The sequence below is a fragment of the Telluria mixta genome, from assembly GCF_029223865.1.
GTDB classification, from domain to species: Bacteria; Pseudomonadota; Gammaproteobacteria; order Burkholderiales; family Burkholderiaceae_D; genus Telluria; species Telluria mixta.
In genome coordinates this window covers 4,515,780-4,542,209 of record NZ_CP119520.1, presented here as the reverse complement: position 1 = coordinate 4,542,209, position 26,430 = coordinate 4,515,780, and the positions used below count along the sequence as shown (strand labels likewise).

17 protein-coding genes are annotated in these 26,430 nt (G+C 68.9%); 10 read left to right on the top strand and 7 right to left on the bottom strand.

Translation table 11 applies throughout. The annotated features are described in order from the left end of the window. The 4 genes from P0M04_RS20285 to P0M04_RS20270 all read right to left on the bottom strand — a co-directional run bounded on the left by P0M04_RS20285 (window position 1) and on the right by P0M04_RS20270 (window position 6,207). Entirely contained in the window at window positions 1-2,397 is a 2,397-nt protein-coding gene (locus P0M04_RS20285; protein ID WP_259447310.1) for a heavy metal translocating P-type ATPase, read from the bottom strand. Further along, entirely contained in the window at window positions 2,394-3,140 is a 747-nt protein-coding gene (locus P0M04_RS20280; RefSeq protein WP_259447311.1) for a sulfite exporter TauE/SafE family protein, read from the bottom strand. Before P0M04_RS20280 ends, P0M04_RS20285 begins: the two co-directional genes overlap by 4 nt. Before the next feature lie 4 nt (window positions 3,141-3,144). Beyond that, on the bottom strand, window positions 3,145-4,554 hold the full coding sequence (gene hemN / locus P0M04_RS20275) for an oxygen-independent coproporphyrinogen III oxidase (RefSeq protein ID WP_259447312.1): 1,410 nt from the start codon (window positions 4,552-4,554) through the stop codon (window positions 3,145-3,147). A 102-nt stretch (window positions 4,555-4,656) separates the two neighbouring features. Beyond that, on the bottom strand, window positions 4,657-6,207 hold the full coding sequence (locus P0M04_RS20270) for a methyl-accepting chemotaxis protein (RefSeq protein WP_259447313.1): 1,551 nt from the start codon (window positions 6,205-6,207) through the stop codon (window positions 4,657-4,659). 228 nt (window positions 6,208-6,435) lie between these two features. Between P0M04_RS20270 and P0M04_RS20265 the strand changes: the two genes are divergently transcribed. From P0M04_RS20265 to P0M04_RS20245, 5 genes are all read left to right on the top strand, one after another. Continuing rightward, a complete protein-coding gene (locus P0M04_RS20265; protein WP_259447314.1) occupies window positions 6,436-10,461 on the top strand; it encodes a Pls/PosA family non-ribosomal peptide synthetase in 4,026 nt (1,341 codons plus the stop codon). Further along, window positions 10,461-11,030, top strand: a complete 570-nt coding sequence (locus P0M04_RS20260; protein ID WP_259447315.1) for a 4'-phosphopantetheinyl transferase family protein — start codon at window positions 10,461-10,463, stop codon at window positions 11,028-11,030. The genes P0M04_RS20265 and P0M04_RS20260 overlap by 1 nt, the downstream gene beginning before the upstream one ends. A gap of 218 nt (window positions 11,031-11,248) precedes the next feature. Beyond that, window positions 11,249-12,547 carry a YihY/virulence factor BrkB family protein gene (locus P0M04_RS20255; RefSeq protein WP_259447316.1) on the top strand — a complete coding sequence of 433 codons (1,299 nt, stop codon included), beginning with the start codon at window positions 11,249-11,251 and terminating at the stop codon, window positions 12,545-12,547. Between the two features lie 40 nt (window positions 12,548-12,587). Then, the gene (locus P0M04_RS20250; RefSeq protein ID WP_259447317.1) at window positions 12,588-13,829 is read left to right on the top strand and encodes a metal-dependent hydrolase; all 1,242 of its coding nucleotides are present in this window, start codon (window positions 12,588-12,590) and stop codon (window positions 13,827-13,829) included. 118 nt (window positions 13,830-13,947) lie between these two features. After that, entirely contained in the window at window positions 13,948-14,451 is a 504-nt protein-coding gene (locus tag P0M04_RS20245; protein WP_259447318.1) for a tetratricopeptide repeat protein, read from the top strand. A 7-nt stretch (window positions 14,452-14,458) separates the two neighbouring features. Here P0M04_RS20245 and P0M04_RS20240 read toward each other — a convergent pair whose 3' ends face one another. Further along, complete coding sequence (locus P0M04_RS20240; RefSeq protein ID WP_259447319.1) at window positions 14,459-16,321, bottom strand: glycosyltransferase; 1,863 nt, start codon at window positions 16,319-16,321, stop codon at window positions 14,459-14,461. Window positions 16,322-16,618: 297 nt separating this feature from the next. Between P0M04_RS20240 and P0M04_RS20235 the strand changes: the two genes are divergently transcribed. The 5 genes from P0M04_RS20235 (at window position 16,619) to P0M04_RS20215 (ending at window position 25,524) form a co-directional block, all read left to right on the top strand. Next, complete coding sequence (locus P0M04_RS20235; protein WP_259447320.1) at window positions 16,619-18,862, top strand: TonB-dependent receptor; 2,244 nt, start codon at window positions 16,619-16,621, stop codon at window positions 18,860-18,862. A 70-nt stretch (window positions 18,863-18,932) separates the two neighbouring features. Next, window positions 18,933-19,811 carry a carotenoid biosynthesis protein gene (locus P0M04_RS20230; protein WP_259447321.1) on the top strand — a complete coding sequence of 293 codons (879 nt, stop codon included), beginning with the start codon at window positions 18,933-18,935 and terminating at the stop codon, window positions 19,809-19,811. After that, window positions 19,808-21,178 (top strand): oxygenase MpaB family protein, encoded by a 1,371-nt coding sequence (locus P0M04_RS20225; RefSeq protein WP_259447322.1) that lies wholly within the window; start codon window positions 19,808-19,810, stop codon window positions 21,176-21,178. Before P0M04_RS20230 ends, P0M04_RS20225 begins: the two co-directional genes overlap by 4 nt. A gap of 3 nt (window positions 21,179-21,181) precedes the next feature. Further along, complete coding sequence (locus tag P0M04_RS20220) at window positions 21,182-24,610, top strand: hybrid sensor histidine kinase/response regulator (RefSeq protein WP_259447323.1); 3,429 nt, start codon at window positions 21,182-21,184, stop codon at window positions 24,608-24,610. Further along, window positions 24,607-25,524: a diguanylate cyclase gene (locus P0M04_RS20215; RefSeq protein WP_259447324.1), complete on the top strand. Its 918-nt coding sequence runs from the start codon at window positions 24,607-24,609 to the stop codon at window positions 25,522-25,524. Before P0M04_RS20220 ends, P0M04_RS20215 begins: the two co-directional genes overlap by 4 nt. Here the strand turns inward: P0M04_RS20215 and P0M04_RS20210 are convergent, their stop codons facing one another. Together P0M04_RS20210 and P0M04_RS20205 are read right to left on the bottom strand one after the other, a co-directional pair. After that, window positions 25,525-25,956: a DoxX family protein gene (locus P0M04_RS20210; RefSeq protein ID WP_259447325.1), complete on the bottom strand. Its 432-nt coding sequence runs from the start codon at window positions 25,954-25,956 to the stop codon at window positions 25,525-25,527. Window positions 25,957-26,055: 99 nt separating this feature from the next. Then, complete coding sequence (locus P0M04_RS20205; RefSeq protein WP_259447326.1) at window positions 26,056-26,427, bottom strand: nuclear transport factor 2 family protein; 372 nt, start codon at window positions 26,425-26,427, stop codon at window positions 26,056-26,058. Between the last annotated feature and the right edge of the window lie 3 nt (window positions 26,428-26,430).

Below are 26,430 nucleotides of genomic sequence, written 5' to 3'. Positions count from 1 at the left end.
TCATTCCCTCCTCAGGCGCGCCGCATTGAGCACGACGAGCGCCGAACTCGCGGCCATGCCCACGCCCGACAGCCACGGATTCAGCAGGCCGCTCGCGGCCGCCGGAATCGCCGCCACGTTGTACAGCATCGCCCAGCCCAGGTTCTGGCGGATCACGCGCAGGGTGGCGGCCGCCGTGTCCAGCGCGGCCGCCAGCGGGCGCAGGCCTTCACCCAGCAGCACGCAGTCGGCATGCAGTTGCGCCAGTTGCGCGCCCTGCCCCATCGCGAAGCTCACGTCGGCACCCGACAGCACGGCCGCGTCGTTGATGCCGTCGCCGACCATCGCCACGACGGCGCCTTCGCGCTGCAGGCCGCGCACGACGGAGAGCTTGTCTTCGGGCAGCTGGTGGCCCAGCGCATGCGCGATGCCGAGCTGCATGGCGACGTCCTGTGCGGCCTCCTCGTCGTCGCCGGACAGCAGCACGACCGTCTTGCCGGCCGCACGCAAGCCGGCCACGACGTCGCGCGCCTCCGGCCGGATGTCATCGACGAGGTCGAAGCGCGCGACCCAGCCGGACGTCGTGCCGAGCCACACGGCCGTGACGCCACTGGCCTGGCCGCCCGGCGCCTCACCGCACGCGATGCCCGCCACGAACGCGGCGTTGCCGAGACGGTAACGGCGGCCGCCGATCTCGCCCTCGATACCTTTGCCCACGACCTGGTTCACCATGCCGGCCGCCAGCGCCGCCGGCCCGGCCGCGTCGCGGATCGCCTGCGCCAGCGGGTGCGCGCTGCCCGCTTCCAGCGCCGCGGCAAGCTGCAGCGCCATGCGCCGGCTCGCGCCGCCGAACGTCACGGTCTGGCGCAGCACGGGGTGGCCATACGTCAGCGTGCCGGTCTTGTCGAACACGACGTGCGTGGCGCGGCCCAGCGTTTCCAGCACGTGCGGCTTGACGGCCAGCGCCCCGCGCCGCAGCAGGCGGTCCGTGGCGGCGGCCAGCGCCGTCGGCGTCGCCAGCGACAGCGCGCACGGGCACGACACGACGAGCACCGCGATCGCGGCCGGCCACGCACGTGCCGGATCGACGAGATACCAGCCCGCGCACACGACGACGGTCAGCACCAGCAGCGCGAGCACGAACCACGCGCCCACGCGGTCGGCCCACAGCGCCAGCGCGGGCTTGTCCTGGCCGGCGCGTTCGACGAGGCGCACCAGCAGCGCCAGCGTGCTGTCGCGCGCACTGCTCGTCACGCGCACGACGATCGCCTGCGCGACGTTGACGGCGCCACCGGGCAGTTGCGCGCCCGGCCCCAGCGCGCGCGTGCGGCTCTCGCCCGTCAGCAGCGCGAGGTCGACTTCCGTGTCGCCTTCGAGGATGACGCCGTCGGCGGGCACGGCCTGGCCCGGCGGCACGAGCACGACGTCGCCCGGAACGAGCGCGCCGGCGGCAACGGTGTCCGTCGCGCGCGACGCCGGATAGATGACGAAGCGCTGCGCCGTCGCGGGTGCCGCGCGCTGCAGGCCTTCGAGCGCGCGCGCGGCGCGCCGGCGCGCGTCCAGCTCCAGGTAGCGGCTGCCCAGCAGCAGGAACACGAACATCGTGATCGAATCGAAATACACGTCGCCATGACCGCGCACGACCGCGACGACGCTCGCGCCGGATGCCGCGAGAATGCCCAGCGCCACCGGCACGTCCATGCCGGCCACGCCGCGCCGCAGGTCCATCCACGCGCCCTGGAGGAACGGCCACGCCGAGTACGCGACGGCAGGCACGGTCAGCAGCAGCGCGGCCCACTGCATCAGCGCGCGCATGTCGGCATCCATCGTGCCGTCCGTGGCGAGGTAGACAGGAACCGCGTACATCATCACCTGCATCATCGCCAGGCCCGCCACGAACAGCCGGCGGAACAGCGTCTTGCGCTCCCGTTCGAGGTGTGCGGCCTGGCGCTCGGCGTCCAGCGGATACGCGGTGTAGCCGATCGCGCGCAAGGTGGCGAGGATGTCGCTGGCGCGGCACACGGACGGGTCCCAGTGCACGCGCAGCCGCTCCGTCGCCACGTTCAGCAGCGCCTCCGTCACGCCCGGCAGCGCATTCACCCGGCGCTCGATCAGCCACACGCACGCGGCGCAACGGATGCCTTCGATGGTGAAGACGACATCGCCCGCATCGGGCGCGTCGTCGTACGCGCGCAAGGCCGCCAGGTCGGCCTCATCGCCGATGCGCACGGCGAATTCGGTGCGGTTGTCGTAATAGTCGGCGAGGCCCGCATCCGCGATGGCCTGCGCGGCTGCGGCGCAGCCGGGGCAGCACATGGTGCGGCTTTCGCCGTCGACGACGGCCGACCACGGACTCGCGGCCGGTGCCGGCTGGCCGCAATGCCAGCATGCGGCGGCGTCGAGGACGGCCGCGCTCATGCGCCGGCTCCGGGCGCGATGCAGATCTCCTGCACCCAGCCGTGCGGCAGGCCGCCCGCCGCGCGCGCGAGTCCCAGCAGGCCGAAGCCCAGCACGAGGATGCCGCACGCGAGCCGCACGCGCTGGCTCGCGAGCCAGCCGCGCAGGCGCGCGCCCAGCAGGCCCAGGCCCAGCAGCATCGGCAGGGTGCCGAGGCCGAAGGCCAGCATCACGAGTGCGCCGTGGAGCGCGGAACCGCTCAGCATCGCCGTGACGAGGACGCTGTAGACCATCCCGCACGGCAGCCAGCCCCACAGGCCGCCGGCGACGAACATGCGCGCGGGCCGGTCCAGCGGGCCGACTTTTCTCAACAGCGGCTGCACGCCGCGCCACACGAAGCGGCCGCCCTGCTCCAGCCGCGCGAGGCCGCGCCACGCATCCATCAGGTACAGGCCCAGCGCGGCCAGCATCAGGTTCGCGAGCCAGTACGCGCCCGCCTGCAGCGCCGGCAGTCTTGCCACCGCCTGCGCGCCTTGGGCGAGGCCGCCAGCCAATGCACCGGCCACCATGTAGCTGCCGATGCGCCCCGTGTTGTAGGCGAAGACATTCATGACCGGCGCCCGCCTGGCGACGACGCGCACGGGCACGACTCGTCCGACGGAAGGCGCCACCGACAGCGCGCCCACGATCCCGCCGCACATGCCGGCGCAGTGGACGCTGCCCAGCAGGCCCACGACAAACACGGGAAGGAGCGCGACGTTCATGAGGTCACACCGTCCTGGAGTGCGTAGCCGGCCCGCGCGTGGCCAGGTAGCGGTCGAACACCATGCACACGTTGCGGATCAGCAGGCGGCCCTTCAGGGTGACGCTGATCCAGTCCGGCGCGAGTTCGACGAGTCCATCTCGTTCCAGTTCGGCCAACTGCGCCATCTCGCGGGCGAAATAAGTGTCGAACGCGATCGGGAACGCGAGTTCGATGGCGGCGATGGACAGTTCGAACTGGCACATCAGCTTCTGGATCACGCTGCGGCGCAGCGCATCGTCCATCGACAGCCGCACGCCGCGCGCCACCGGCAGCTCGTTGCGGTCGAGCGCATCGTAATAGGCGTCCAGCGTCTTGACGTTCTGGCTGTACGTGGCGCCGACGGCGCCGATGGCCGACACGCCGCAGGCGACGAGGTCCGTATCGGCATGCGTGGAATAGCCCTGGAAGTTGCGGTGCAGGCGGCCCTGCCGTTGCGCGACGGCGAGGTCGTCGTCCGGACGGGCGAAATGGTCCATGCCGATGTAGACATAGCCCGCGGCCGTCAGGCGTTCGATGCACAGCTGGAGCATGCGCAGCTTCGTGTCGCTGTCGGGCATGTCCGCTTCGTCGATGCGGCGCTGCGGCTTGAACAGATGCGGCAGGTGCGCGTAGTGGTACACGGCGATGCGGTCCGGCGACGCGGCGATGACCTTGTCGAGGGTGGCACGCATCGTGTCCGGCGTCTGCTTCGGCAGGCCGTAGATCAGGTCGATGCTGACGGAGCGGAACTCCGCGGCGCGCGCGGCCGCGATGATGGCACGCGTCTCGGCCTCGGGCTGGATGCGGTTGACGGCGCGCTGCACGTCGGGATCGAAGTCCTGCACGCCGAGGCTGATGCGGTTGAAACCCTGGCGCCGCAGGCTGTGCACGCGCTCCTGCGACACGGTGCGCGGGTCGATCTCGATGGAGTATTCGCCGACGGCATCCGGCGCGAAGCGAAAACTCCTGCGCAGGTGGGCCATCAGGTCTTCCATCTGCGCGTCGGAGAGGTAAGTCGGCGTGCCGCCGCCAAAGTGCAGCTGCTCGACCTCGTTGATGCCGGCGAACAGGCGGCCCTGCATCTCGGCTTCGCGTTTCAGGTAACCCAGGTATGTCGCCGCCTTCTCGCGGTTCTTCGTGACGATCTTGTTACAGGCGCAGTAGTAGCAGACCGTGTCGCAGAACGGGATGTGCAGGTACAGCGACAGCGGTTTGCCGCCGCCGCGCGTGCGCAGGTCGGCCACGGCGTGGAGAAAATCGCGGTAGCCGAACGATTCCGTGAAGCGGTCCGCCGTCGGGTACGACGTGTAGCGGGGGCCGTTGCGGCTCAGCCGGGCGATCAGGTCCGCGTCGAACTCGACGACGGGCTGGAATGCGGGAACTACGTCTAACATCTGGAAAACTCCTGGGCCTGCGGCGTGAACGTACAGGGCGAGTCTATTGAGGCAGGTCCGCAAAATCCTTGACTTGCATCAAAAATCGCCGAGGCCGCTGTGTTATCGACGGCCGATTTTAAAAACCGACAACACCTGGCCCAGATGCCCCGCCTGCTCCGCCACGCTGGCGGACGCCATGGCCGATTCCTCCACGAGGGCCGCGTTCTCGCGCGTGATGCCGTCGAGTTCGACCATCGCCGCGTTCACTTCCGCGATGCCCTCGTTCTGCGCGCGCGACGCCGTGGTGATGTCGCCCATGATGGCGGCCGCGTCCTGCACCGAGCTCACGACCTGGCGCATCGTCTGGCCGGCCGCGTCGACCAGTTCGTTGCCTTGCCCGACCTGGTGCACGGAATCCTCGATCAGCGCCTTGATCTCTTTCGCCGCCCCGGCCGAGCGCTGGGCCAGGCTGCGGACCTCCCCCGCCACGACGGCGAAGCCGCGGCCCTGCTCGCCCGCGCGCGCCGCCTCCACCGCCGCGTTCAGCGCGAGGATGTTCGTCTGGAACGCGATGCCGTCGATCAGGCCGATGATGTCGACGATGCGCGTGGCCGACCCGCTGATCTGGCCCATCGTCGTGCCGACTTCCAGCACGGCCGCGCCGCCCCGCCCCGCCACCCGCGACGCCTCGCCCACGAGGCCGTCGGCGCGCTCGGCGCTGTCCGTGTTCTGCCCCGCCTTCGCCGCGATGTGGGCAAGGCTCGCGGCCGTCTGCTCCAGACTGGCCGCCTGCGCTTCCGTGCGGCGCGCCAGGTCGTGGTTGCCCGTGGCGATGTCGCGCGTGGCCGCGTGGATCGCCCCGACGCTCGTGCGCACGTCGCCCACGATCGCCGTCAGGTTGATGTTCAACTGGCGCAGCGCGAGCAGCAGGCGGCCCATTTCGTCGTCGCGTCCCCGTGCGGGCGGACGCGACAGATCGCCTCCGGCCAGCGCATACACGCCGTCCAGCGCCCGGTGCATCGGCGCCACGATGGACCGGTGCAGCTCGGCCCAGGCCAGCAAGGTCAGCGCCGCGCCGGCCAGGGCGAGCAGGCGCCAGCCCCAGGCCTGGGTGACGCACGCCAGCACGAGCATCAGCAAGGCCTGCGCGCTCATCATGACGCCGAGACGCCGGCCCAGCGGCAGGGTACGCAAGTCGAGCAGGCGCGCCCACCACGCGGTGCGGACGACGGCGCCGCGCCGGATCGCCAATCCATCCGCCCCGCCGTCGCGCAGGCGTTGATAGAGGGCTTCGGCCCGTTCGACCTGGTCGCGCGCGGGACGGGTGCGCACGGACATGTAGCCGACCGTCGTCCCCTCCTCCTTGATGGGCACGACGTTCGCCACGACCCAGTAGAAATCGCCGTTTTTTCGACGATTTTTCACGAGTCCTGTCCACGGTTCGCCCGCCTGCAGCGTTTGCCACAGGTCGGCGAACGCTGCCGGCGGCATGTCCGGGTGGCGGACGATGTTGTGGGCCTTGCCGATCAGCTCGTCTTCGCTGAAGCCGCTGACTTCGATGAAGGTGGGATTGACATAGGTAATGCGGCCCTTGGTGTCCGTCTTCGAGACGATGGACTGGCCGTCCTGTAACGGATATTCGATGCCCGTAACGGGTAGGTTGGTACGCAAGCGTGGCTCCTGGCTTTAATAAGGAAATATTGTTTTAGGGAAATTTTATGAAATGTAACCCGGCCAAATCCTTGATCCAGATCAAAAATGGCCAAATGTCAGGCGGTCAGGGGCGTAAAGAAACACTTGCGCCGCCCGGCCGTTAAAATGAAGTACCCTGCGCGGATGTGGCTGCCAGGTTTGCGTTTTTGTCTTGATGAAATTCAACCAACCCCAACATAGCCGTCGATGAACGATATCTCTCCTCTGACACGGCACCCCGATGTCCTCTACGGCCCGCACCAGCCCGAACTGTTGCGCGACGAGATCCTGGCCGACCTGCTCGAAGCAAGCGCAGCGCGCGCACCGGACCAGCCGGCCCTCATCGCCGGCGACCGCCGCCTGACCTATCGCGAGCTCGACGCCCTTGCCAGCCTCGCTGCGTCGCGCCTGATCGACGCGGGCATCCGGCCCGGCCACATCGTCGGCCTGTGGATGCCGCGCGGGATCGACCTGCTCGTCATGCAGGCGGCGATCGCGAAGGCCGGCGCCGCCTGGCTGCCGGTCGACGAGGACACGCCCGTCGAGCGCCTCCTCGTGTGCATGGAAGACGCCGGCTCGCCCGCCCTCGTGAGCAGCGAGCGCATGCGCGACCGGCTCGGCACCGTCACGCAACCGATCCACACCGCCGAAGCCCTGCTGGCGCCCGCGCCCGAAGGCTATGCACTGCGCCGGCGCGGGAAGGTCGACGGCGACGCCCCCGCCTACGTCATCTACACGTCGGGCTCGACGGGCAAGCCGAAAGGCATCCTCATCGACCAACGCAGCATCTGCCACTTCCTGCGCAGCGAGAACGAAGTGCTGGGCGTGAAGGCTACCGACCGCGTCTACCAGGGCTTTTCGGTTGCCTTCGACATGTCGTTCGAGGAAATCTGGATTTCCTACCTCGTCGGCGCCACCCTGTGGATCGGCCCGAAGGAGACGGCCGGCGATCCGGAGGCGCTGCCGCGTCTGCTATCCGAACATGGCGTCACCGTGCTGCACGCCGTGCCGACCCTGCTCGCGCTGTTCGCGGACGACGTGCCCAGCCTGCGCATCATCAACCTGGGCGGAGAAATGTGTCCGGAGACGGTGGTCGAGCGCTTTTCGAAGCCGGGCCGGCAGATGTTCAACACCTATGGCCCCACGGAAGCGACCGTGTCGGCCAGCCTCGCGCGCCTGGAGCCGGGGCGTTTGATCACGATCGGCACGCCGCTGCCGAACTATGGTCTTCTGGTCATTTCGACCGAGACCGATAAGGGCTTGCAACTGCTGCCGCGCGGCGACACGGGCGAGCTGTGCATCATCGGCCCGGGCCTGTCGGCCGGTTACCTCGGCCGTCCCGACCTGACGGCCGAGAAATTCCTCGCGAACCCGTGGAGCGCGGGCCCGGACGATCCGCGCCTGTACCGCACGGGCGACCTCGCGCGGATCGAACCGGATGGCCAGGTCGTTTGCCTGGGCCGCACGGACGACCAGGTCAAGATCCGGGGCTTTCGCGTCGAACTGGGCGAGATCGAAGCCCAGCTCGCGCAGCAGGATGGCATCGGCACGACGGCCGTGTTGCTGCGCAAGGACGACGGCATCGACCGCCTCGTCGCCTACCTCGTCCCGGCCGCCGGCGCGACGCCTGAACAGCTCGCACCAGCCACCTTGCGCCGGGCGCTATCGGAAAAACTGCCGCCGTACATGGTGCCGAGCCGCTTCGAACCATTGTCCGTGATGCCGCGCCTGACGTCCGGCAAGATCGACAGGAAAGCCCTGAAGGCGATGGCCTTGTCGGCCCCGCTGCCGAGCGACCCGGCCGAATCGGACGTGGCGGAAACGCTGGGCGAGGAAGCGCTGTTCGCCGCGTTGGAAAAATTGTTCCCCGGTCAGCCGATCCGGCGCGAACTGGATTTCTTCACCGACCTGGGCGGTCACTCGTTCTTCGCCGCCCGCCTCGCCACTGCCCTGCGCGCCGACCCGCGCTTCGCCCATGTCACGGTGCGCGACATTTATACGCACCGGCAGATCGGCGCCATCGCGTCGGGCCTGGACCAGGCCGCCGGCACGGCTGCGGTCGAGCAGGACTGGACGCCGCCGTCGGAAGCGCGCCGCTGGCTGTGCGGCGTCGCCCAGCTGGCGACCGTGCCCGTGCTGATCACGCTGCGCATGGCCCAGTGGCTGGCGCCGTTCTTCACGTATCACTTCTTCACGGGCGACCCGGGCGACTCCGTGACGCGCGCCATCGCCGCGTCCATCGGTGTGTTCCTGCTCGCGACACTGCTGGAGTTCGTGTTCGCCATCGGCGGAAAGTGGCTCGTCGCGGGCCGCTTGAAGCCCGGCGTGTACCCGCTGTGGGGCGCGACCTACTTCCGCTGGTGGCTGGCCGACCGCCTCGTCGAGGCCGCGCCGACCTACCTGCTGGCCGGCTCGTCGTTGTACGGCTGGTATCTCCGCCTGCTCGGCGCGAAGATCGGGCAGGACGTCGTGATCGGCTCGCTGACGATCCGCGCCCCCGACCTGCTCGATATCGGCGACAACGTCAGCATCGGCAATGCCGTCAACTTCGAGAACGGGCGCGTGGAACGGGGCCGGCTGATCCTCGGCCGCATCGCGCTGGACGACGACGCGTGCGTGTCGTCGTACGCGATCCTGGAAGGCAATACCAAGGTGGGCCGGCGCGGCCACCTGGAGGGCCAGTCCGCGCTGCAGGATGGCGCGAGCGTGCCTGACGGCCGCGTCTGGAGCGGCTCGCCCGCGCGCGACGCCGACGCGTTCGACCCGTCGACCCTGCCGCCGCGCCCGCACGTCAGCCGCGCCCGCCTCGCCGGCGAGGCCCTGTTCTTCGTGTTCGGCATGCTGCTCGTCGCCACGCTGTTCTTCATGCCCGTCTTCCCCAGCTTCGTGCTGATCGACTGGTTCGACGAACGCGGTACGTTACCGATCCTCGCGCAGAACTCGATCCAGGGCCAGCTGCTGCGCTATTTCGTGCTGGCGCTGCCCGCGTCCGCCGTGCTGATCGCGCTGACGATGCTCGTCTCGGCCGCCATCCGCTGGGGCTTCCTGCCGCGCATGACGCCGGGCCGCTCGGCCGTGCACAGCAACGCGTACTGCAAGAAATGGCTCGTGAGCCATATCCAGGAATCGAGCCTGAACGTCCTGCACGGTATCTACGCGACCGTGTTCGCGCCGTTCTGGTATCGCCTGCTGGGCGCGAAGGTCGGCCGCGACGCCGAGATCTCGACGGCGCTGGGCGTCGTCCCCGACATGCTGACCCTGGGCGACGAGACCTTCATCGCGGACGCCGTTATGCTGGGCGACGAGCAGATCGACGGCGGCTGGATGACGATGGAAGCGACTGTCGTCTCCAACCGCAGCTTCGTCGGCAACGGCAGCTACATCCCGGACGGCACGGTGCTGCCGGAAGGCGTCCTCGTGGGCGTGCACACGCATGCGCCCGCGAACGAGCGCATGACGGGCGGCGACACGTGGCTCGGCTCGCCGCCGATCCACCTGCCCGCGCGCGAACAGGTCAGCGGCTATCCGGAACACCTGACCTACCGCCCGTCGCCGGCGCGCCGCCTGGGCCGCGCGCTCGTGGAAGCCTTCCGCATCGTCGCGCCGCACGCGGTCGTCATCGCCGTCGGCTACACGGTCGTGCTGGACCTGATGCCGATCGCCGGCGCCGGCCGCTGGGGCGAAGTGATCTGGGACCTCGCCCTCATCAGCCTCGCCTACGGCATCGGCAACTACCTGTTCGTGCTCGCGTTCAAATGGCTGCTGCTGGGCCGTTACAAGAAGCGGGCCGAGCCGATGTGGACGCCGTTCGTGTGGCTGTCCGAAGGCGTCACGAACATGTACGAAGGCATCGCCGTACCGAACTTCATGCGCTACCTGCGCGGCACGCCCTGGCTGCCGCTCGCGTTCAGCCTGCTGGGCTGCCGCATCGGCCGCGGCGTCTACATGGACACGACGGACATCACGGAATTCGACTGCGTGACGATCGGCGACCACAGCGAGCTGAACGCGCTGTCCTGCCCGCAGACCCACCTGTTCGAGGACCGCGTGATGAAGATCGATCATGTCGACATCGGCAGCAAGGTGTACCTGGGCCCGCGCAGCGCCGTGCTGTACAGCGCGAAGGTCGGGGACAATGCCCGCATCGGCCCGCTGACCCTCGTCATGAAGGGCGAGCACATTCCGGCCGCGACCGCGTGGAACGGGTTGCCGGCGGCGCCGCAGCGGGTGTGATGGACCACGCATTGGCCGTGCGCTGGTGGGCTGGCGGCGGCTTTGCGGAGGCGCCGGCGTCCGACGTTTTGCACATCGTTGGCGTGTGCGGGCAGCCGGACCGCGCGACGGCGCGGCGTACGATTCGTTTGGCGCTGCTCGCCGCGCTGGCGGAGGCGAGCGGGTTGCCTGCTGCAGCCATCCAACTGTGCGGCGCGCCGGGTGAAGCACCGTATGCCCTGCTCGACGGCCATCGCATCGGGCTGTCGATCAGCCACGACGGCCACCTGTCCGTGGCAGCCTTCCGGCTGGACGCCGGCGCCGTCGGCATCGACCTCATGCAAGTTACCGACGTCCCCGACTGGCAAGCGGTCGCCCGCGACTATCTCGGTCCCGGGTGCGCGGCCACGCTGACCGGCATGCCCGCGTTCGCGCGCGCATGGAGCGAACGCGAAGCCCGGCTCAAATGCCGCGGGCTGGCGTTGGCAGAATGGAGCGCCAGCGATGAACCGCTGCTGTCGGCGTGCTCATGCCTGTCATTGGTGCTGCCGGACGGTTACGTGGGTAGCGTCGCCGTGCTGCCCGACTAAGCGCATCTGACAAGACCCTGCAGTTGCCCCAGCGTCTACTTCATCGGCGTGCATGGCATTTCAGTTGCAATCCTCATTTTGCTGCAGCAGACGGTGAGTCACCGTACCGAACACTATTGACGGAAGCCTTACGGTAAAGCTTTCCAGCATCAAGCAATAGGATTCGGTACTGGACCAACGAGGCGGCCCGGCACGAATGCCGACCACATGAGGACAATATGACCACTACCGCTCACGAAATGCATGAGGCCGAAACCCGCGCAGCTGCCGCCGAGCCGGGAACGTATGAGCAATTCAACGCGTTGAAATCGAAGGCTTCAGACGTGCTTTCCTCTCCGTACGTGCGCGGCGCCGCCGTACTGGGCGTCGCGGCGGCGGGCTATGCGCTCCTGAGGCGCAAAAAAGACCCTGTATCCGACAGGGCACCGGAGAAGGCACCAGAGCGCAGCCACGACACTGGCGACATGCTGAAGGTCGGTAGTGTTCTTGTATCGCTGTTGGCGTCTTTTGCCTCGGCCAGGAGCAATGCCCACGTCGATGCGTCCGCCGCGGTCCAGAAAGAAACGGCATATGCGCCGACGCGTCCGGAGGAACATAAACCTGACGCGAAGGATGCGGAATCCTCCCCAAACACTCCCCCGCGCCCGAAGTTCGAGCACACCTCGGCGAGCTGGATCGGCAGGCAGTGGCAAATATTCAAGGCGGCGGCAAATGCATGGATGGATGATTACGCGCCGAGCATGGGGGCGGCGCTTTCGTATTACACGCTGTTTTCCCTGGCACCGCTGCTGGTCCTGATCATCGCGATTGCCGGGATGGTATTTGGACAGGACGCTGCACAAGGCGCAATTATTGCGCAGCTTCAAGGCATCATGGGTCAGGAAGGTGCGACGGCTGTGCAGGGCTTGCTGAACGCCGCGCGTGAACGGTCCACCGGGGTGGTCGCCAGTATCATCGGCGGCGTTCTTTTGCTGCTGGGCGCCACCGCCACGTTCGCCGAGCTGCAAACCGATCTGGACCGCATCTGGCAGGTGCCGGCGAAACAGAAACCGACGGGCGTCTGGGGTTGGTTGCGCAGCCGCGTATTATCCTTCGGGCTGGTTCTCGGATTTGCATTCATGCTGATGATTTCCCTCATCGTCAGCGCCGCGCTCGCAGCGACGGGCGAATGGTTGGGCGGAGGCGCTGCAGCGGAAAGCGTGTTGGCAAGCGTATTGAATTTCATCGCGTCGTTCGCTCTCTTCACAGTCCTGTTTGCGATGATCTACAAGATCATGCCAACCGCGAAGATATCCTGGCACGATGTCTGGATGGGGTCCGCAGTGACAGCGTTGCTCTTCAACGTGGGCAAATCATTGATCGGGCTGTACCTTGCGAAATCGAGCGTGGCAACGGGCTTTGGCGCAGCCGGCTCGTTTGTCATTCTCGTCGCGTGGTTCTACTATTCCGCGCAGATTTTCCTGTTTGGCGCCGAATACACGTGGGTGTACGCCAACAGCAAAGTACGGAACGGGTAGTTCGCGCGTCGCCAGCTTGTGATTTGGGTAAGATTGCAGGATGGATAATCTTACCCACTCCGTCGTCGGCCTCGGCATCGGCGCGCTGATCGACCGCAGCGTCCCGCCCGAGGCGACATCCGACGCGCAGCGCGTGCGAACGCGCATGCTGCTTACCATCGGCTGCCTCGCGAGCAATTTCCCCGACCTGGACCTCGTGCTCACGAAGCTGCTCGAAGCGCCGCTGGGCTATCTGCTGCATCACCGCGGCCATACGCACACGTTGCTGGCGGTGCTCGGCGAAGTCGCACTGCTGCTGGGACTCGTGTGGCTGCTGTGGCCGGCCGCGCGCGGCCTGCTGCGCACCAGCCCGCGTGCCCGGACCGCGGCGCTGCTGGCGGCCTGCGTCGGCATGGTGCTGCATATTTCGATGGACGGCCTGAACGTCTACGGCGTGCATCCGTTCTGGCCGTTCAATGCGCGCTGGTATTACGGCGACCTCATCTTTATCGTCGAGCCCGTGTTCTGGATCGCGTTCGGCATCCCGCTCGCCCTCATGGCGCGCAGTCCGGTGTGGCGTGGGCTGCTGCTGGCCTTGCTGGTGGGCGTGCCCGTCGCCGTCACGTTCGCCGGATTCCTGCAATGGGGTTCGCTGGCCGGGCTGCTGGCCCTGGCCGGTGTCCTGGCGTGGATTGCACGCTGGCGGATGCGGCGGGCAGGCGGTGACCGTGGCCGCACCGTACTGGCCGCCGGGCTGGCCGCATCCGTCGCCTTCGTTGCGCTGCAGGCAGCGGCCATGCACACGGCCCGCGATACGGTCGCGACAGCCATCGCCCGCCTCGACCCGGGCGAGCGCCTGCTCGACACCGCCCTGTCCGCCTATCCTGCCAATCCGCTGTGCTGGTCGTTCGTGACGGTGGCCACCGATGCCACGCACGGCAGCTACCACCTGCGCCGCGGCCAGCTCAGCGTCGCGCCTGGCATCACGCCGGTCGCATCCTGCCCCGCCGGGATCGCAGGCCGCGCCGCCGGCGACGATGTGCAATTGGCCTGGCAAGGCGACGCGCGCGACAGCCTCGCCCGGCTGCACGACCTGCAACAGAACAATTGCCACTTCAACGCATGGCTGCGGTTCGCCCGGGCGCCGGCCATCGATGGCACGACGGCGACGGACGCGCGCTGGAGCCCGCTGGGCAGCGCCAATTTCTCGACGATCGACTATGCCGACGACGCAGCGGCGCCCTGCCCCCGACCTGTACCGCACTGGGGCTATCCGCGCGCCGACCTGTTGCGACAGCCTTGAGCAACGCCGGCACGCGTGCCTGTGCCATAACGTGACACACCGCACGTCCGGACGGCCGCCAGGCCATGGTCTGAATATTGCTGAAGGATCAACCACTGTCATCAACGAGGGAGATCCAATGCGCAAGTTACTGATCTGGACCATGTCGTGTGCCGCCCTTCACGGCGCGGCGGCACATGCCCAGCCGGGCGGCAATCGCGATGCCGAAAGCGAACTGAGCTATCGGTCCTACGTCACCAGCACCAAGCGCATCAAATGCCTGTACGGCTATGCGGCGAACAAGACCGGCGACCACGCGGCCGCCATCCAGATCTTCGAAGACTGCATCCGGCGCTGGAACGACGTGTTTTCCATGATCGGCCTGGCGCAGATGTACGAAACCGGCATCGGCATCCGCGAGGACGCCGCGCAATCGACCGCCCTGATGCGCCGGGCGGCCCAACTGGACGACGGTTCGAGCTATCCGAGCCTCGCCCGCTATCACTATGGCGTCGCCCTGGCGGAGGGATATGGCATCCAGAAAAATATCGCCGAAGCGCGGACATGGCTCCGCAAGGCGGCCGAGGAAGGCGTGAACGAAGCGGCCGACTACCTCGCCCAACTGGATCGCGCAGCGCCATGATCACCGTCTAGCCTGCCACCCGCGGCCCGCTGCTCGCATGGGCGATGACTTGCCGGAAGAACGCGACGAGCGCCGGCACATGCGTGTCGAAGCAGAACTGCTCGCGCCGCGCCCACATGCGCGCGCGCAGTGCCTGCATATGCGGTCCGTCCCGCAACTGCGCCGCCAGTGAATCGATGTCGTCATAAAACACGCCGACACCGAGCCGGCGCGCCAGCGCCTGCGCCGCGACGATAGCGTCGCCGTTGTCGCGCTGGATCAGCGGCAGGCCGGCCGCGGCCAACGTGGCGACGCGGGCCGGCAGGTTCAGGTCGTCCCAGTCCGCGCGGCGCAGCTCGCCTGCATTGCGGCTCGCGAAGCAATGCAGCCAGCCGGCGTCGTAGCGCGAGAATTCCTCGACCCAGCGGTCTTGCGCCACGTTGCCGTGCAGGTGCAGGTGGTGAGCCGCCAGTGCCTGCGTCGTCGCGATCCACTCGCGCCACTGGCCATGCGTGAAGTCGCCGTAGAAATGCAGGTGGATGCCGGCCGCCGCCAGTGCCGCGACCGTGGGCGGGTGCAGCCCGATCGGGCGGCCCGGCACGACCGTGTGGACCTCGCCGTCGGCGGCGGACAGCGGCGGCGCGACGGGACCGTCGAACCAGTCGCGCTTGGGCAGGTCGCCGTCGAGGACGTGGCACGGACGGGTGCGCGTCAGGCCCGGCGACGCCAACTCGAACCAGTCACGCGTCTCGGGGCAGCTGAAGATGCGTCCGTCCGCCATGCGGTACAGGTCGAGCAGTTGCGGCCACGTGCCCTTCTCCAGGCAGATGAACGGCCCTTCCTTGAAGTGCCAGACAAACGGGATGCCCGCGCTGGCTAACAGGACATCGTGGCAGAACGGCACGGCCTGCCAGTTCAGCTGCGCGTAGATCACGTCGGGTCGGAGCCGCCGCAGCGCCGCGCGCCAGTCGTCGCGGGGCAGGTCTTCGACGTGGCCGAACGGCAGCGGGCCCACCGCGTTGAACCACGCCGGCGTGTCCGTCCACAGGCCGTACAAGGTGTGCCCCTGCTCTTCCAGCGCCAGCACGCGTTCCGCGTTGTAGGCCAGTTCGCCCACGAGCAGGATCGTGAGGCCGTCTTGCGCGCGCGGCGTCGGCGGACGTTCGCGCAGGCGGCGGTACAGCGCCACCTCGTCGATCGGATTACCCGTGCGCGTGTGAAAGCGCAGCGGCGTGTGCACGCGGTAGTGCCGGCGGAACGGGTTGATGCCGCCCGCCGGCTCGCGCATCAGCTTGTGGCGCTGGCGCGGGTGGTCGACCCACTCGCAGGACACGATACCCGTCCCCACGCTGGCGCCCAGCGCCTGCAGGCGCGACCAGTACAGCCGGTCGAGGTCGTCGGACTCGAGCTCGGCGCGCTCGGTCCAGCGCAAGCCGGTGCGCCGGTGCATGGCCTGGACGAGCTGTAGCCCCTCGCCGGGGACGGATCCTTCGGCCTCGCGGTTGTAGTGCCAGCGCACGCCGGACACCGCCAGCACGGCCTCCGGCGCCGCCGCGAGCGCCGCCGCCAGCGTCTCCAGGTGGCGCGGATAAAGCACGTCGTCGCTGGGCAGGTAGGCGACGAGCGGCGCCGTCGTCGCGTCCAGCGCCACGTTCAGCGCCCGTCCCAGCCCCTCGTTCGCGTCCAGCGCGAGGTAGCGGATGCGCCCATCTTCCAGGAAGGGGGCGACGACCGCCGCCGTGGCGTCGCGCGAGCCGTCGTCCACCACCACGGCCTCCCACGCGTCCAGCGTCTGGGCCTGCAGGCTCGCGAGCGCGCGGGCGATGAAATGCGCCTGTTCGAAGGTCGGCACCAGCACGCTCACGCGGGGTTGGGAAGATGTCGTCGGCATGCAAGCAGCATAAGGAGGCGCGGTCCCGCGCGTTTGCGGCAGGTCAGTCGTGCGCGCGCATGGCCCGACATTGCAACATTTTCGGGAAGACCACCTCACAAGCCCGAAAACGACGATTTGTTAACCATATTGCATCACTTTGTGGTAACTGGACACTATTGCCCGTTCGCACTACCTGATAGACTCCTCCGTTTCACCCGCCTGCAATAAACTCTCACGAAAATCACGCAGGCAGGTGGCGCCAGTGCACAAGACACGGCGCACCAAGCAAACACTATAAAAAAACTGGGATAGTTCATGAAGAATCAGCAGGGTCGGTCGACCCCCAACCTGCTCGCCATGTCGATCGCGGCGATCGCATGGAGCGCGCCGGCGTGCGCGCAGGTGGAGACACAAGACGGCGGCATCCAGGAGGTGATCGTCACGGCGCAGCGGACGGCCGCGCCGGAATCGAAGACGCCGGTGGCAATGAGCGTGCTCACGGCGCGCCAGCTCGACGCGATCGGCGCCGACACGCCGGGTGCCCTCGCCGCGCGCCTGCCCAACACGTACCTGGAAAACTCGTACGACGGCCTGCGCATCACGATCCGCGGCGTCTCCAATGCGGACGTCACGGAAAAGGGCGACACGTCGGCCGCCTTCATGGTCGACGGCGTCTATGTTGCGCGGCCGCAGAGCCAGAACACGGCGCTGTACGACGTCGAGCGCATCGAAGTGCTGCGCGGTCCGCAGGGCACGCTGTACGGCCGCAACACGACGGCCGGCGTCGTCAATGTGATCACGAAGGCGCCCGTCGACCGCTTCGAGGGCGACGTCAACGCCACCTTCGGCAACCATGGCGAGCGCAAGGTCGGCGCCATGGTCAACGTGCCGGTGAACGACGTGCTCGCGCTGCGCGCCGCCGCCACCTGGAACGAGCACGACTCTTACCTGAAGAACGGTTCGAACACGCCGCGCGGCCTGGGCCTGGACCGCGACGACCGCGCCGCGCGCCTGTCGGCCAGGCTGGCACTCGGCAAGAACGCCACGCTGCTCGTCCGCTACGAAGCGAGCCGCGACGACAGCAACAACGACAGCACGGTGCCCGACTCGAATTTCTACAGCGGCATCGCCACCGGCCAGCCGGTGTGGAACGGCGATTCCACCGACCGGCAGCTGACCTATCGCTTCAACCCGCCGAACACGCGGTTCGAACAGGGCTACTCGCACAAGAAGGCGTCCAGCCTGACGGCGGACCTGAGCTGGGACCTCGGCCCGGCGACGCTGTCGTGGCTGGGCGGGCACCGCAGCTTCGACCACGACTACCTGTACAACTTCTACTACCGCGTGGCGCCGACGATCGCGCTGGGCGTGCGCCAGCCGTTCACCGGCACGTACAGCCAGGATTCGCACGAACTGCGCCTCGCGACGAACGGCGCCGGCCCCGTGAGCGCCCAGGGCGGCGTGTACTGGTTCCGCGAACGCGCGCGCGACACCTACTATTTCCGCGACCTGCAGGCCGTCGGCCTGCCGCCCTACTACGTGTTCGGCAACGACCCGGTCGAATCCCGGAGCAAGGCCGTATTCGGACAGGCGACGGTCCGCCTGGCGGACGGCCTGCGCGCCACGGCCGGCGCCCGCTATACGGAAGACGACAAGTCGCGCGTCGGCTATATCGGCTACCAGCGCACTGCGACGTTCAACGCGGCCACCGACCTGCGCGAGCTGAACGCCGGCAGCATTTCCACCGACAAGACGACGTGGCGCCTGGGCCTCGACTACGACCTGGCCCCGGCCACCCTCGTCTACGGCTCGATCGCGACCGGCTACAAGGCGGGCGGCTTCAACGACGGCTGCGCCGCGGGCGATTCGCGCAACGGCGTCGGCTGCCCCGCCGCCACCGCGCTGCCGGCCGCCAGCCTCACGTACCGGCCGGAGACCGTGCGCGCCTACGAGGCGGGCGTCAAGACCCGCTTCCTGGACGGACGCGCAAGCCTGAACGTGGCCGTGTTCCACTACGACTACCGCAACCTGCAGCTGTCGAACGAGGTCGTGATCAACGGCCGCCCGCGCTACGAAACGACGAACGCGGGCGCGGCGTCGATCCGCGGCCTGGAGGCGGATGGCCAGGTGCTCGCGACGAGCGCCGACCGCTTCACGTATGCCCTCACCCTGCTCGACGCGCACTACGCCAGCTACATGCCGGACGGCGTGCATTCCTGGGCCGGAGTCAAGCTGGACCGCACGCCGGCGCGCACCCTGTCGCTCGGCTGGGAACATCGCCTACACCTCGGCAGCGGCGTGCTGACGGCCGGTGCGGGCACCCGCGCGAGCGCCGGCTACCTGCTGGGCGTGTCGCAGGCGGGCCTGAAGTTCCGCGTCCCCGGTCATACGGAGTCCGACCTGCGTCTCGGTTGGGAGCCGGATGGCGCGCCGTGGAGCGTGCTCGCACGCGTGCGCAACGTCGAGGACAAGGTGCGGCCGATGACGATCAGTTCGTCGGGTCTCGCCGTGCCGACCGAGCCGCGCACGGCCGACGTCCGCTTCGATTACCGCTTCTGATTCGGAACGCGGCCGCCGCGCATTCGGCGGCCGCAATTTTCATTGTTGCGTCGTGCCTTTGGAGCCTTATATGACCCCGTTGCTGCGCCGTCGTCTGCCCGTCATCACCGGCACCCTGCTGGTGGTTTTCCTGCTCGTTCTCGCCAAGCGCATCGGCGGCGAGACCACCATGGCCCTCGTCGCCAGCTCGCTGCTGATGTTCGGCTGCTGCTGGGCCAGTGCCGCCCACCTGCTGGGCGGCACCGCCGCGCTGCGCCTCGTCGCCATCGCAACGAGTTTCGGCTGGCTCGCCGAGCAGCTCGGGTCCTCGTACGGCTGGTTCTTCGGCAGCTACGACTACACGCCCGTGCTCGGGCCGGCCCTGGGCGACGTGCCCATCGTGATCCCGCTGATGTGGTTCGCGCTGACGTACGTCGGCTACGTGATCGCCAACCTGATCGTGTGGCAGGACCCCGTCGACCGCCCCGCGTCGCTGGGCCACGACGCCATCATGGCGCTGCTGGGCGCGATGGTCGTCACGTGCTACGACCTCGGTGTCGACCCGTACATGGTCTACGTGCTGAAGGCCTGGATCATGACGGAGAAGGACGGCTGGTGGTTCGGCGAGACCGTGCAGGGCTTCGCCGGCTGGATGACGGTATCGTTCGCGATCCTGTTCGCGTTCCGCCGCCTCGCGCGCGTGCGCACGAAGCCTGCCGATGCGGGCACCGTGCTGCCGACGATGCGCCACGTGTTCGTGCCGCTGGGCGTCTACGCCGGCCTGATGGTGTTCCAGGTGCTGCTCGGCTACCCCGTCGAGGCGCGCACGATCGCGCTGTTCGCGATGGGCTTCCCGCTGCTCGCGGCCACCATCGGCCTGCTGCGCTGGCAAGGCATCCTGGCCCGTCCCGCCACCGACGAAGTCACGCCGGCCGCCTTGCCGGCCGAGACGCTGCAGGAGGCCGCATGAGACGCGACGCCCTCGAGCCCGGCCTCGTCGACAACCCGGCGCTGCGTGCCGACCCGCTGGCCGATTCCACCATCGCGCGCATCCTGGGCCCCGGCCATCCCGGCGGTCCGGACATGGCGACGATCGGCCTGCTGAACCAGGAGATCGCGCGCTGGCAGTTGAACGGTGACCTGGACGGCTGGCGCGCCAGCCCCGGCCTGCCGCCCGACATGGCCGCCGCGCTCGAGGAGTACGTCGCGAAGGCGCGCGTGCTGCCCGACTGGGCCGACGCGGCGAAGATCGCGCGCGCCGAAGTCCTGTTCATGGAGATGAGCATGGCCTCGTGCACGCTGCTGTTCTGCGCCAGCCTGCCCCAGTGCTACATCATGCCGGACCTCGCGGCCGTGCTGCACGCGGCCGGCGAACTGGAACAGCACACGGACTACCGCGTGCGCGCCACCGCCGCCATGATCTTCCCCGTCATGATGCGCGGCGGCCTGACGGCGCCTTCCGGCGGCGGCGTCGCGCAGGCCATCAAGGTGCGCCTGATCCACGCGATGATCCGCCACCTCGTGCTGCGCGGGGACGTGGCCGAGGCCCTCGTGGCGCCGCGCCATCTGCCCCGCTTGCTGACGCAGGCGAAGACGATGCCGCAGGTGCTGTATGCGCACGGCTGGGACATCGACCGGCTCGGCCTGCCCTGCAACCAGGAAGAACTGGGCTACACGCTCCTCACCTTCAACTACGTGTTCCTGCAGGGCCTGCGCCGCCTCGGCCTGCGCCTGGCGCCCGGCGACGAGGAAGCCTACATGCATGCCTGGAACGTACTGGGCGCCGTGCTCGGCATCGAACGCGAGCAGATGACGGACACGATGGCGGACGCGGAACGCATGTTCACGGCGATCCAGGCGCAGGTGCGCGGCCAGCAGCGCAAGGACGACCCGCGCCCGGCGCTGGCCGGTGCGCTGATGGCGAACATCCAGCGCTACCTCCCGCTGCGCATCCTGAAGCCGTTCCCGGTGCTCCTCACGCGCCGCCTGATCGGCAAGGAGTCCTCGCGCGACCTGGGCCTCGACAAGCGCGTGTCGCTGCTGTCGCGCGGCCTGTTCGTGCTGGTGTTCGGCTTCATCCGCGGCGTCGACGCCATCGCGCGCCTCGTGTTCCCCGGCTTCTCGATCTCGCGCCTCATTACGCGCATCCTCGGCTACAACCTCACGGTCAAGCTGCTGATGGACGAGACCCGTCCGCTGAAACTGCCGGACACGCTGCTCGGCGAAGTCGGCGACGCCGTGCACGCATGGCACAATGACGAGAAGGCGCCGCGCTGGGTCAATGCCCTCGAGCGCCGTTTCACCGGGCGCCTCAAGCCCGCCGCCCAACAAGGATAAACGATGTCCGTATTCCGTCTCTTCGCGCTGCTGTTCCTGCTGAACGTGGCCCATGCCGCCCCGGCGCCGCTCGTGCTGGACGACGCCGTGCCCCGCGTCGAGGCGTGGCCCGCCGTCACGCTCGTGCGCGACCCTGCCGGCCGCCTCGACGTCGCCGACCTCGTCGCCGCGCCCGGGCGCTTCGCGGTCCCGCAATCCGCGTACGCCACGCTGGGCATGGAAAAAGGCGTCGTCTGGGTGCGCGTGCCCGTGCAGCCGGCGCCCGACACCGACGGCGCGTGGACACTGAAGGTCGACTTCGGGCTGCTGAACCGCGTCGACATGTACCTCGTGCGCGGCGGCCGCATCGAGCGCCATGCGCAGGCCGGGTCGGAGCGCACGGGCGAGCGGCCGTCGATCTTCCATGGCGGCCCGGTGCCGGCCTTCCTGCTGCAACTGGAGCCGGGCCAGCGCTACGACGTGCTGCTGCGCGTGGAGACCAACGGTCCGAAGATCCTGCCGATCAGCTTCGCGAAACCGGGCGTGTTCTACGAGGAAGCGCTGCGCGACCGCCTCGTGCAGGGCATCCTCACGGGCCTGTTCCTGTGCCTGCTGCTGTACAGCCTCGCGCAATGGGCCAACCTGCGCGAAAGCCTGTTCGCCAAGTACTCGCTGCTGATCGGCGGCCTGGCCCTGTACAACATCGCGTGGTGGGGCCTCGGCGCCGAATACCTGTGGGGCGCCAGCGCGTGGGCCACCGCGAACGCCACCGGCATCATCTCCCTGATGACGTCGTGCGGCGCCTACCTGTTCGTCGGATCCGCGCTGACCCGGCCCGGCGTCGACCGCATCTTCCCCCGCCTGATGCAGGCGGGCGCCGTGCTGTGCGTGATCGCCGCCATTGCCTTCGGCCTCGGCCTGATCCACGACGAGGCCCTGGTCGCCGTCGTCGGCTCGCTGGGCATCATGCCGATGCTGCTGGGCCTCCCCGGCGCCTTCAACCGCGCGCGCCGCGGGGACACGGTCGGCATCTACTTCCTCGTCGGCTGGGCCGCGAGCTTCATGAGCTCCGTCGTCCAGGCGCAGGTGATCAAGGGCGGCATGGACGCCACCTACTGGACGCTGAATTCCACGCAGTTCGGCGGCACGTTCGACATGCTCGTGTTCATGCGCATCCTCGGCCTGCGCACCAAGAGCATCCAGGACGCGATGGTCCGCGCCGAGGCGGCGACCCGCATGAAATCGGAATTCCTGGCCAACATGAGCCACGAGATCCGCACGCCGATGAACGCGATCATCGGCATGAGCCGCCTTGCGCTGATGGCCGATCCGAATCCGAAGCAGCGCAACTACCTCGGCAAGATCCTCGGCGCGGGCGAGCACCTGCTGGGCATCATCAACGACATCCTCGACTTTTCCAAGATCGAGGCCGGCCGCATGACGCTCGACAAGGTGCCGTTCGACCTCGACGACATGCTCGAACACCTGGCCAGCATCGCCGCCATCAAGACGGATGCGCGCCGCGTCGAACTCGTGTTCTGCGTGCCGCGCGGCGTGCCGGGCCGCCTCGTGGGCGATCCGCTGCGCCTGGGCCAGGTCCTGATCAACCTGACCAACAACGCGGTCAAGTTCACCGAGGACGGCGAGATCGTCGTCGCCGTCGACGTCGTCGAACGCGAGGCGGACCGCGTGATGCTGCGCTTCTCCGTCAGCGACACCGGCATCGGCATGGACGCCGACCAGCTCGCGCGCCTGTTCCAGTCGTTCACGCAGGCCGACAACTCGATCACCCGCAAGTACGGCGGCACGGGCCTGGGCCTGTCGATCTCGAAGCAGCTCGTCGAACTGATGGGCGGCACGATCACGGTCACCAGCACGCCGGGCGTGGGCAGCCGGTTCACCTTCACGGTCCCGCTGGGCATCGCCGACGCCGATGCCGCGGCGGCCGCCACGCCGGGCGCGGAACTGCAGCGCATGCGCGTGATGGTCGTCGACGACAGCGCGGGCGCGCGCGACGCTCTCGTCGAGATGCTGGTGGGCTTCGGCATCCAGGCCGACGCCGTCGCGTCGGGCGAGGAATCGCTGGCGCGGCTGGCGCAGGGCGTGCAGGACGGCGCGCCGTACCAGGTCGTGCTGATGGATTACATGATGCCCGGCTGGGATGGCGTGGAGACGATCCGCCGCATCCGCGCCGACGCGCGCTTCGCGGCGCCGCCCGCGATCCTGATGGTCAGCGCCTGCACGCGCGAAGGCGTGCTGCAGCAGGAAGGCGACCTGCCGCTGTCCGGCTTCCTCACCAAGCCGGTCGGCCCGGCGCTGCTGTACGACAGCCTGCTGCAGGTGCTGCGCCCCGACCTGGCCGCGCCGGCACAGCGTGCGCCGGCGCCCGCCGGCCAGCGCCCGGATGCCGACCGCCTGGCCGGCGCGCGCATCCTGCTCGTCGACGACAACGCCAACAACCGCGAGGTCGCGCTCGACTTCCTCGCCGTGGCGCGCATGCAGGTCGACGTAGCTACCGGCGGCCAGGAGGCCGTGCGCATGGCGAAAACGGGCGACTACGACCTCGTACTGATGGACATCCAGATGCACGAGATGGACGGCTACTCGGCCACGCGCGCGATCCGCGCCCTGCCCGGCTGTGCCGACGTGCCGGTCGTCGCGATGACGGCCCATGCGATGGCGGGCGACCGGGAGAAGAGCCTGGCCGCCGGCATGAACGACCACGTCGTCAAGCCGATCGACCCGGACCTGCTGCTGCGCACCCTCGTCAAGTGGATCGATCCGCGCCGCCTGGAAGGCCGCACGGCCCCGCAGGCCGTGTCCGCCCCGGCTGTCCCCGTCCCGGCCGCGACCACGGCGCTGCCGCTCGTGCGCGGCATCGACTGGAACCGTGCGCTGGCCAACGCCGGCGGCCAGCAGCAGCGCCTGCGCCGCCGCATCGCCAGCTTCCTGCGCGAGTACGTGCAGGCACCGCAGGCGATGCGCGACGCGCTGGCGCACGGCGACTACGCGCCGCTGCAATCCCTGTCGCACAACCTGAAATCGGGCGCGGCCTACATCGGCGCCATGCCGCTGGCCACGCTCGCGGGCAACCTGGAGCAGGAACTGCGCGCCGGCCGCGCCGACCGGGTTCCGGTGCTGGCGCCGGACCTGATCGTCGCGCTGGACAGCGTGCTGTCCGGCCTGGCCCGCATCGACGCCGTCCAGGCACCGGCCGTCAGCGGCCTGGATGCGGGCGCCCTGCTGGCGCGCCTGCGCGGCTTCCTGGAAACGGACGACGCGCGCGCCGAGGACGCGCTGGCCGAGTTGCAGGCCGCGCTGGCCGATCCGCGCCACGCGGCGCCGCTGGCGGCCATCCGCGCCGCCGTCGACGAGATCGAATACGAGCGCGCGCTGGTCCATCTCGACGAGCTGGAGCGCGCCGTCGACAGCCGCGTGGAGGCCGCATCGTGAACGTGGAACCGCAAAAAGTCCTGATCGCCGACGACGACGTGATCAACCGCCAGGTGCTGGCCGAGCTGCTCAAGCCGGAATACACGGTGCTGCTGGCGAAGAACGGCGAACAGGCGCTGGAACGGGCCACGCGCCATGCGCCGGACCTGATCCTGCTCGACGTGATGATGCCGGACCTGGACGGCTACGAGGTGCTGCGCCGGTTGCGCGCCGATCCGCAGACGGAGCAGATCGCCGTAATCTTCATCTCAGGCCTTGACCGCCCGGAAGACGAGGCGAACGGCCTCAAGATGGGCGCCGCCGACTACATCGCCAAACCGTTCAACGCCACCGTCGTGATGGCGCGCGTGGCGCTGCACCTGCAGCTCGTGCGCCAGCGCCGCATGCTGGAACGCCTCGCGCACGTGGACGGCCTGACGGAACTGGCGAACCGGCGCCGCTTCGACGAGCTGTACGCGCAGGAATGGCAGCGCGCGCAGCGCAACGGCTGGCCGCTGTCGCTGGCGCTGCTCGACATCGACGCCTTCAAGCAGTACAACGATTATTACGGCCACCCGGCCGGCGACCGCGCCCTGCGCGCCGTCGCGCGCACGACGGTGACCGGCCTGCGCCGCCCGGCCGACCTGGCGGCGCGCTACGGCGGCGAGGAACTGGTGCTGCTGCTGCCGGATACGGACATCGTCCAGGCGCGCCACGTGGTGGACGAGATCTGCGCGGCGATCGCCGCCCTGGAAATGCCGCACGCGGCGTCGCAGGTTGCGCCGGTGCTCACGGTCAGCGTGGGTGGCGCGACGCTCGGCGGCCATGGACCGGAGAGCGCGGCCGAATTGTTCGAGGCGGCGGACGAACACCTGTACCGCGCCAAGCAGGACGGCAGGAACCGGGTCGTGTGGCGCAGCCCGGTCGGCAGTTGATCAACGGCGCCCGGGTTCCAGCGTCGACACCACCAGCAGCCCGCCCACGATGCACACGTGCTCCATGAACGGAATCAGTTCCGCATGGCGCGCGGCACCGGTCGCATGCCAGAAGCCGTGATACAGCACGGTCGCCAACGCCGTGAAGCCGGCCAGCGCCCAGCACGCGGGCTTCAATAACCGTCCCGCGATGATCGCGGCGCCACCGGCCACCTGCAGCAGGATCGTCAGCGCCAGCATCAGCGCGGGCGCCGGCAATCCGCCCGCCACCACTTCCTGCAGCGCGCCCTGCCAGCCCTGCACCTTGTCGATGCCGGCCCACAGGAACAGCACGCCGACGAGCACGCGGCCGGCCGTGCGCACCGTGCGGTCGAAGCCGTCGGCGGGGGCGGCGGCGCGGGTGTGGATGAGATCGAGGTCGGGGGTCGTCATGGGGTACTCCTTTACGGTTGAATCGGATCGCCCGAATCTACACCCCCGCCCGCGAAACCGGCTCCGTCTTTGGATGGAGGCACCGGCGCGCGGGCGGTGCTAGCCCTCCGTCGGCACGTCGGCAAATACCTTGTTGACGATCACCCAGCGCCCCTCCCAGCGCACGAGCGACAGGTAGTTCACGTAATTGAACCCGAGCGCCGGCACGTGCACGCGCGCCATCGCGATGTCGTGCGTGACGTCGATCGCCAGCACCCGCATGCGGTACGGCTCGCCCAACGACGCGGGCGACGCCCGCTGCGCGACGCCGTCCAGGTACGCGTCCAGCCCCTTGTGGTAGGACCGGCCGCCCAGCTCCGCGAACAGCGCGGCGGCCGGGTGGAACACGGTGCGCAGCAACGCCGTGTCCCCCGCGTACAGGCCCTTGAAGTAGTCGCCGAGGACCGCGGCGATGGCCCGATGGTCGTCCATGGC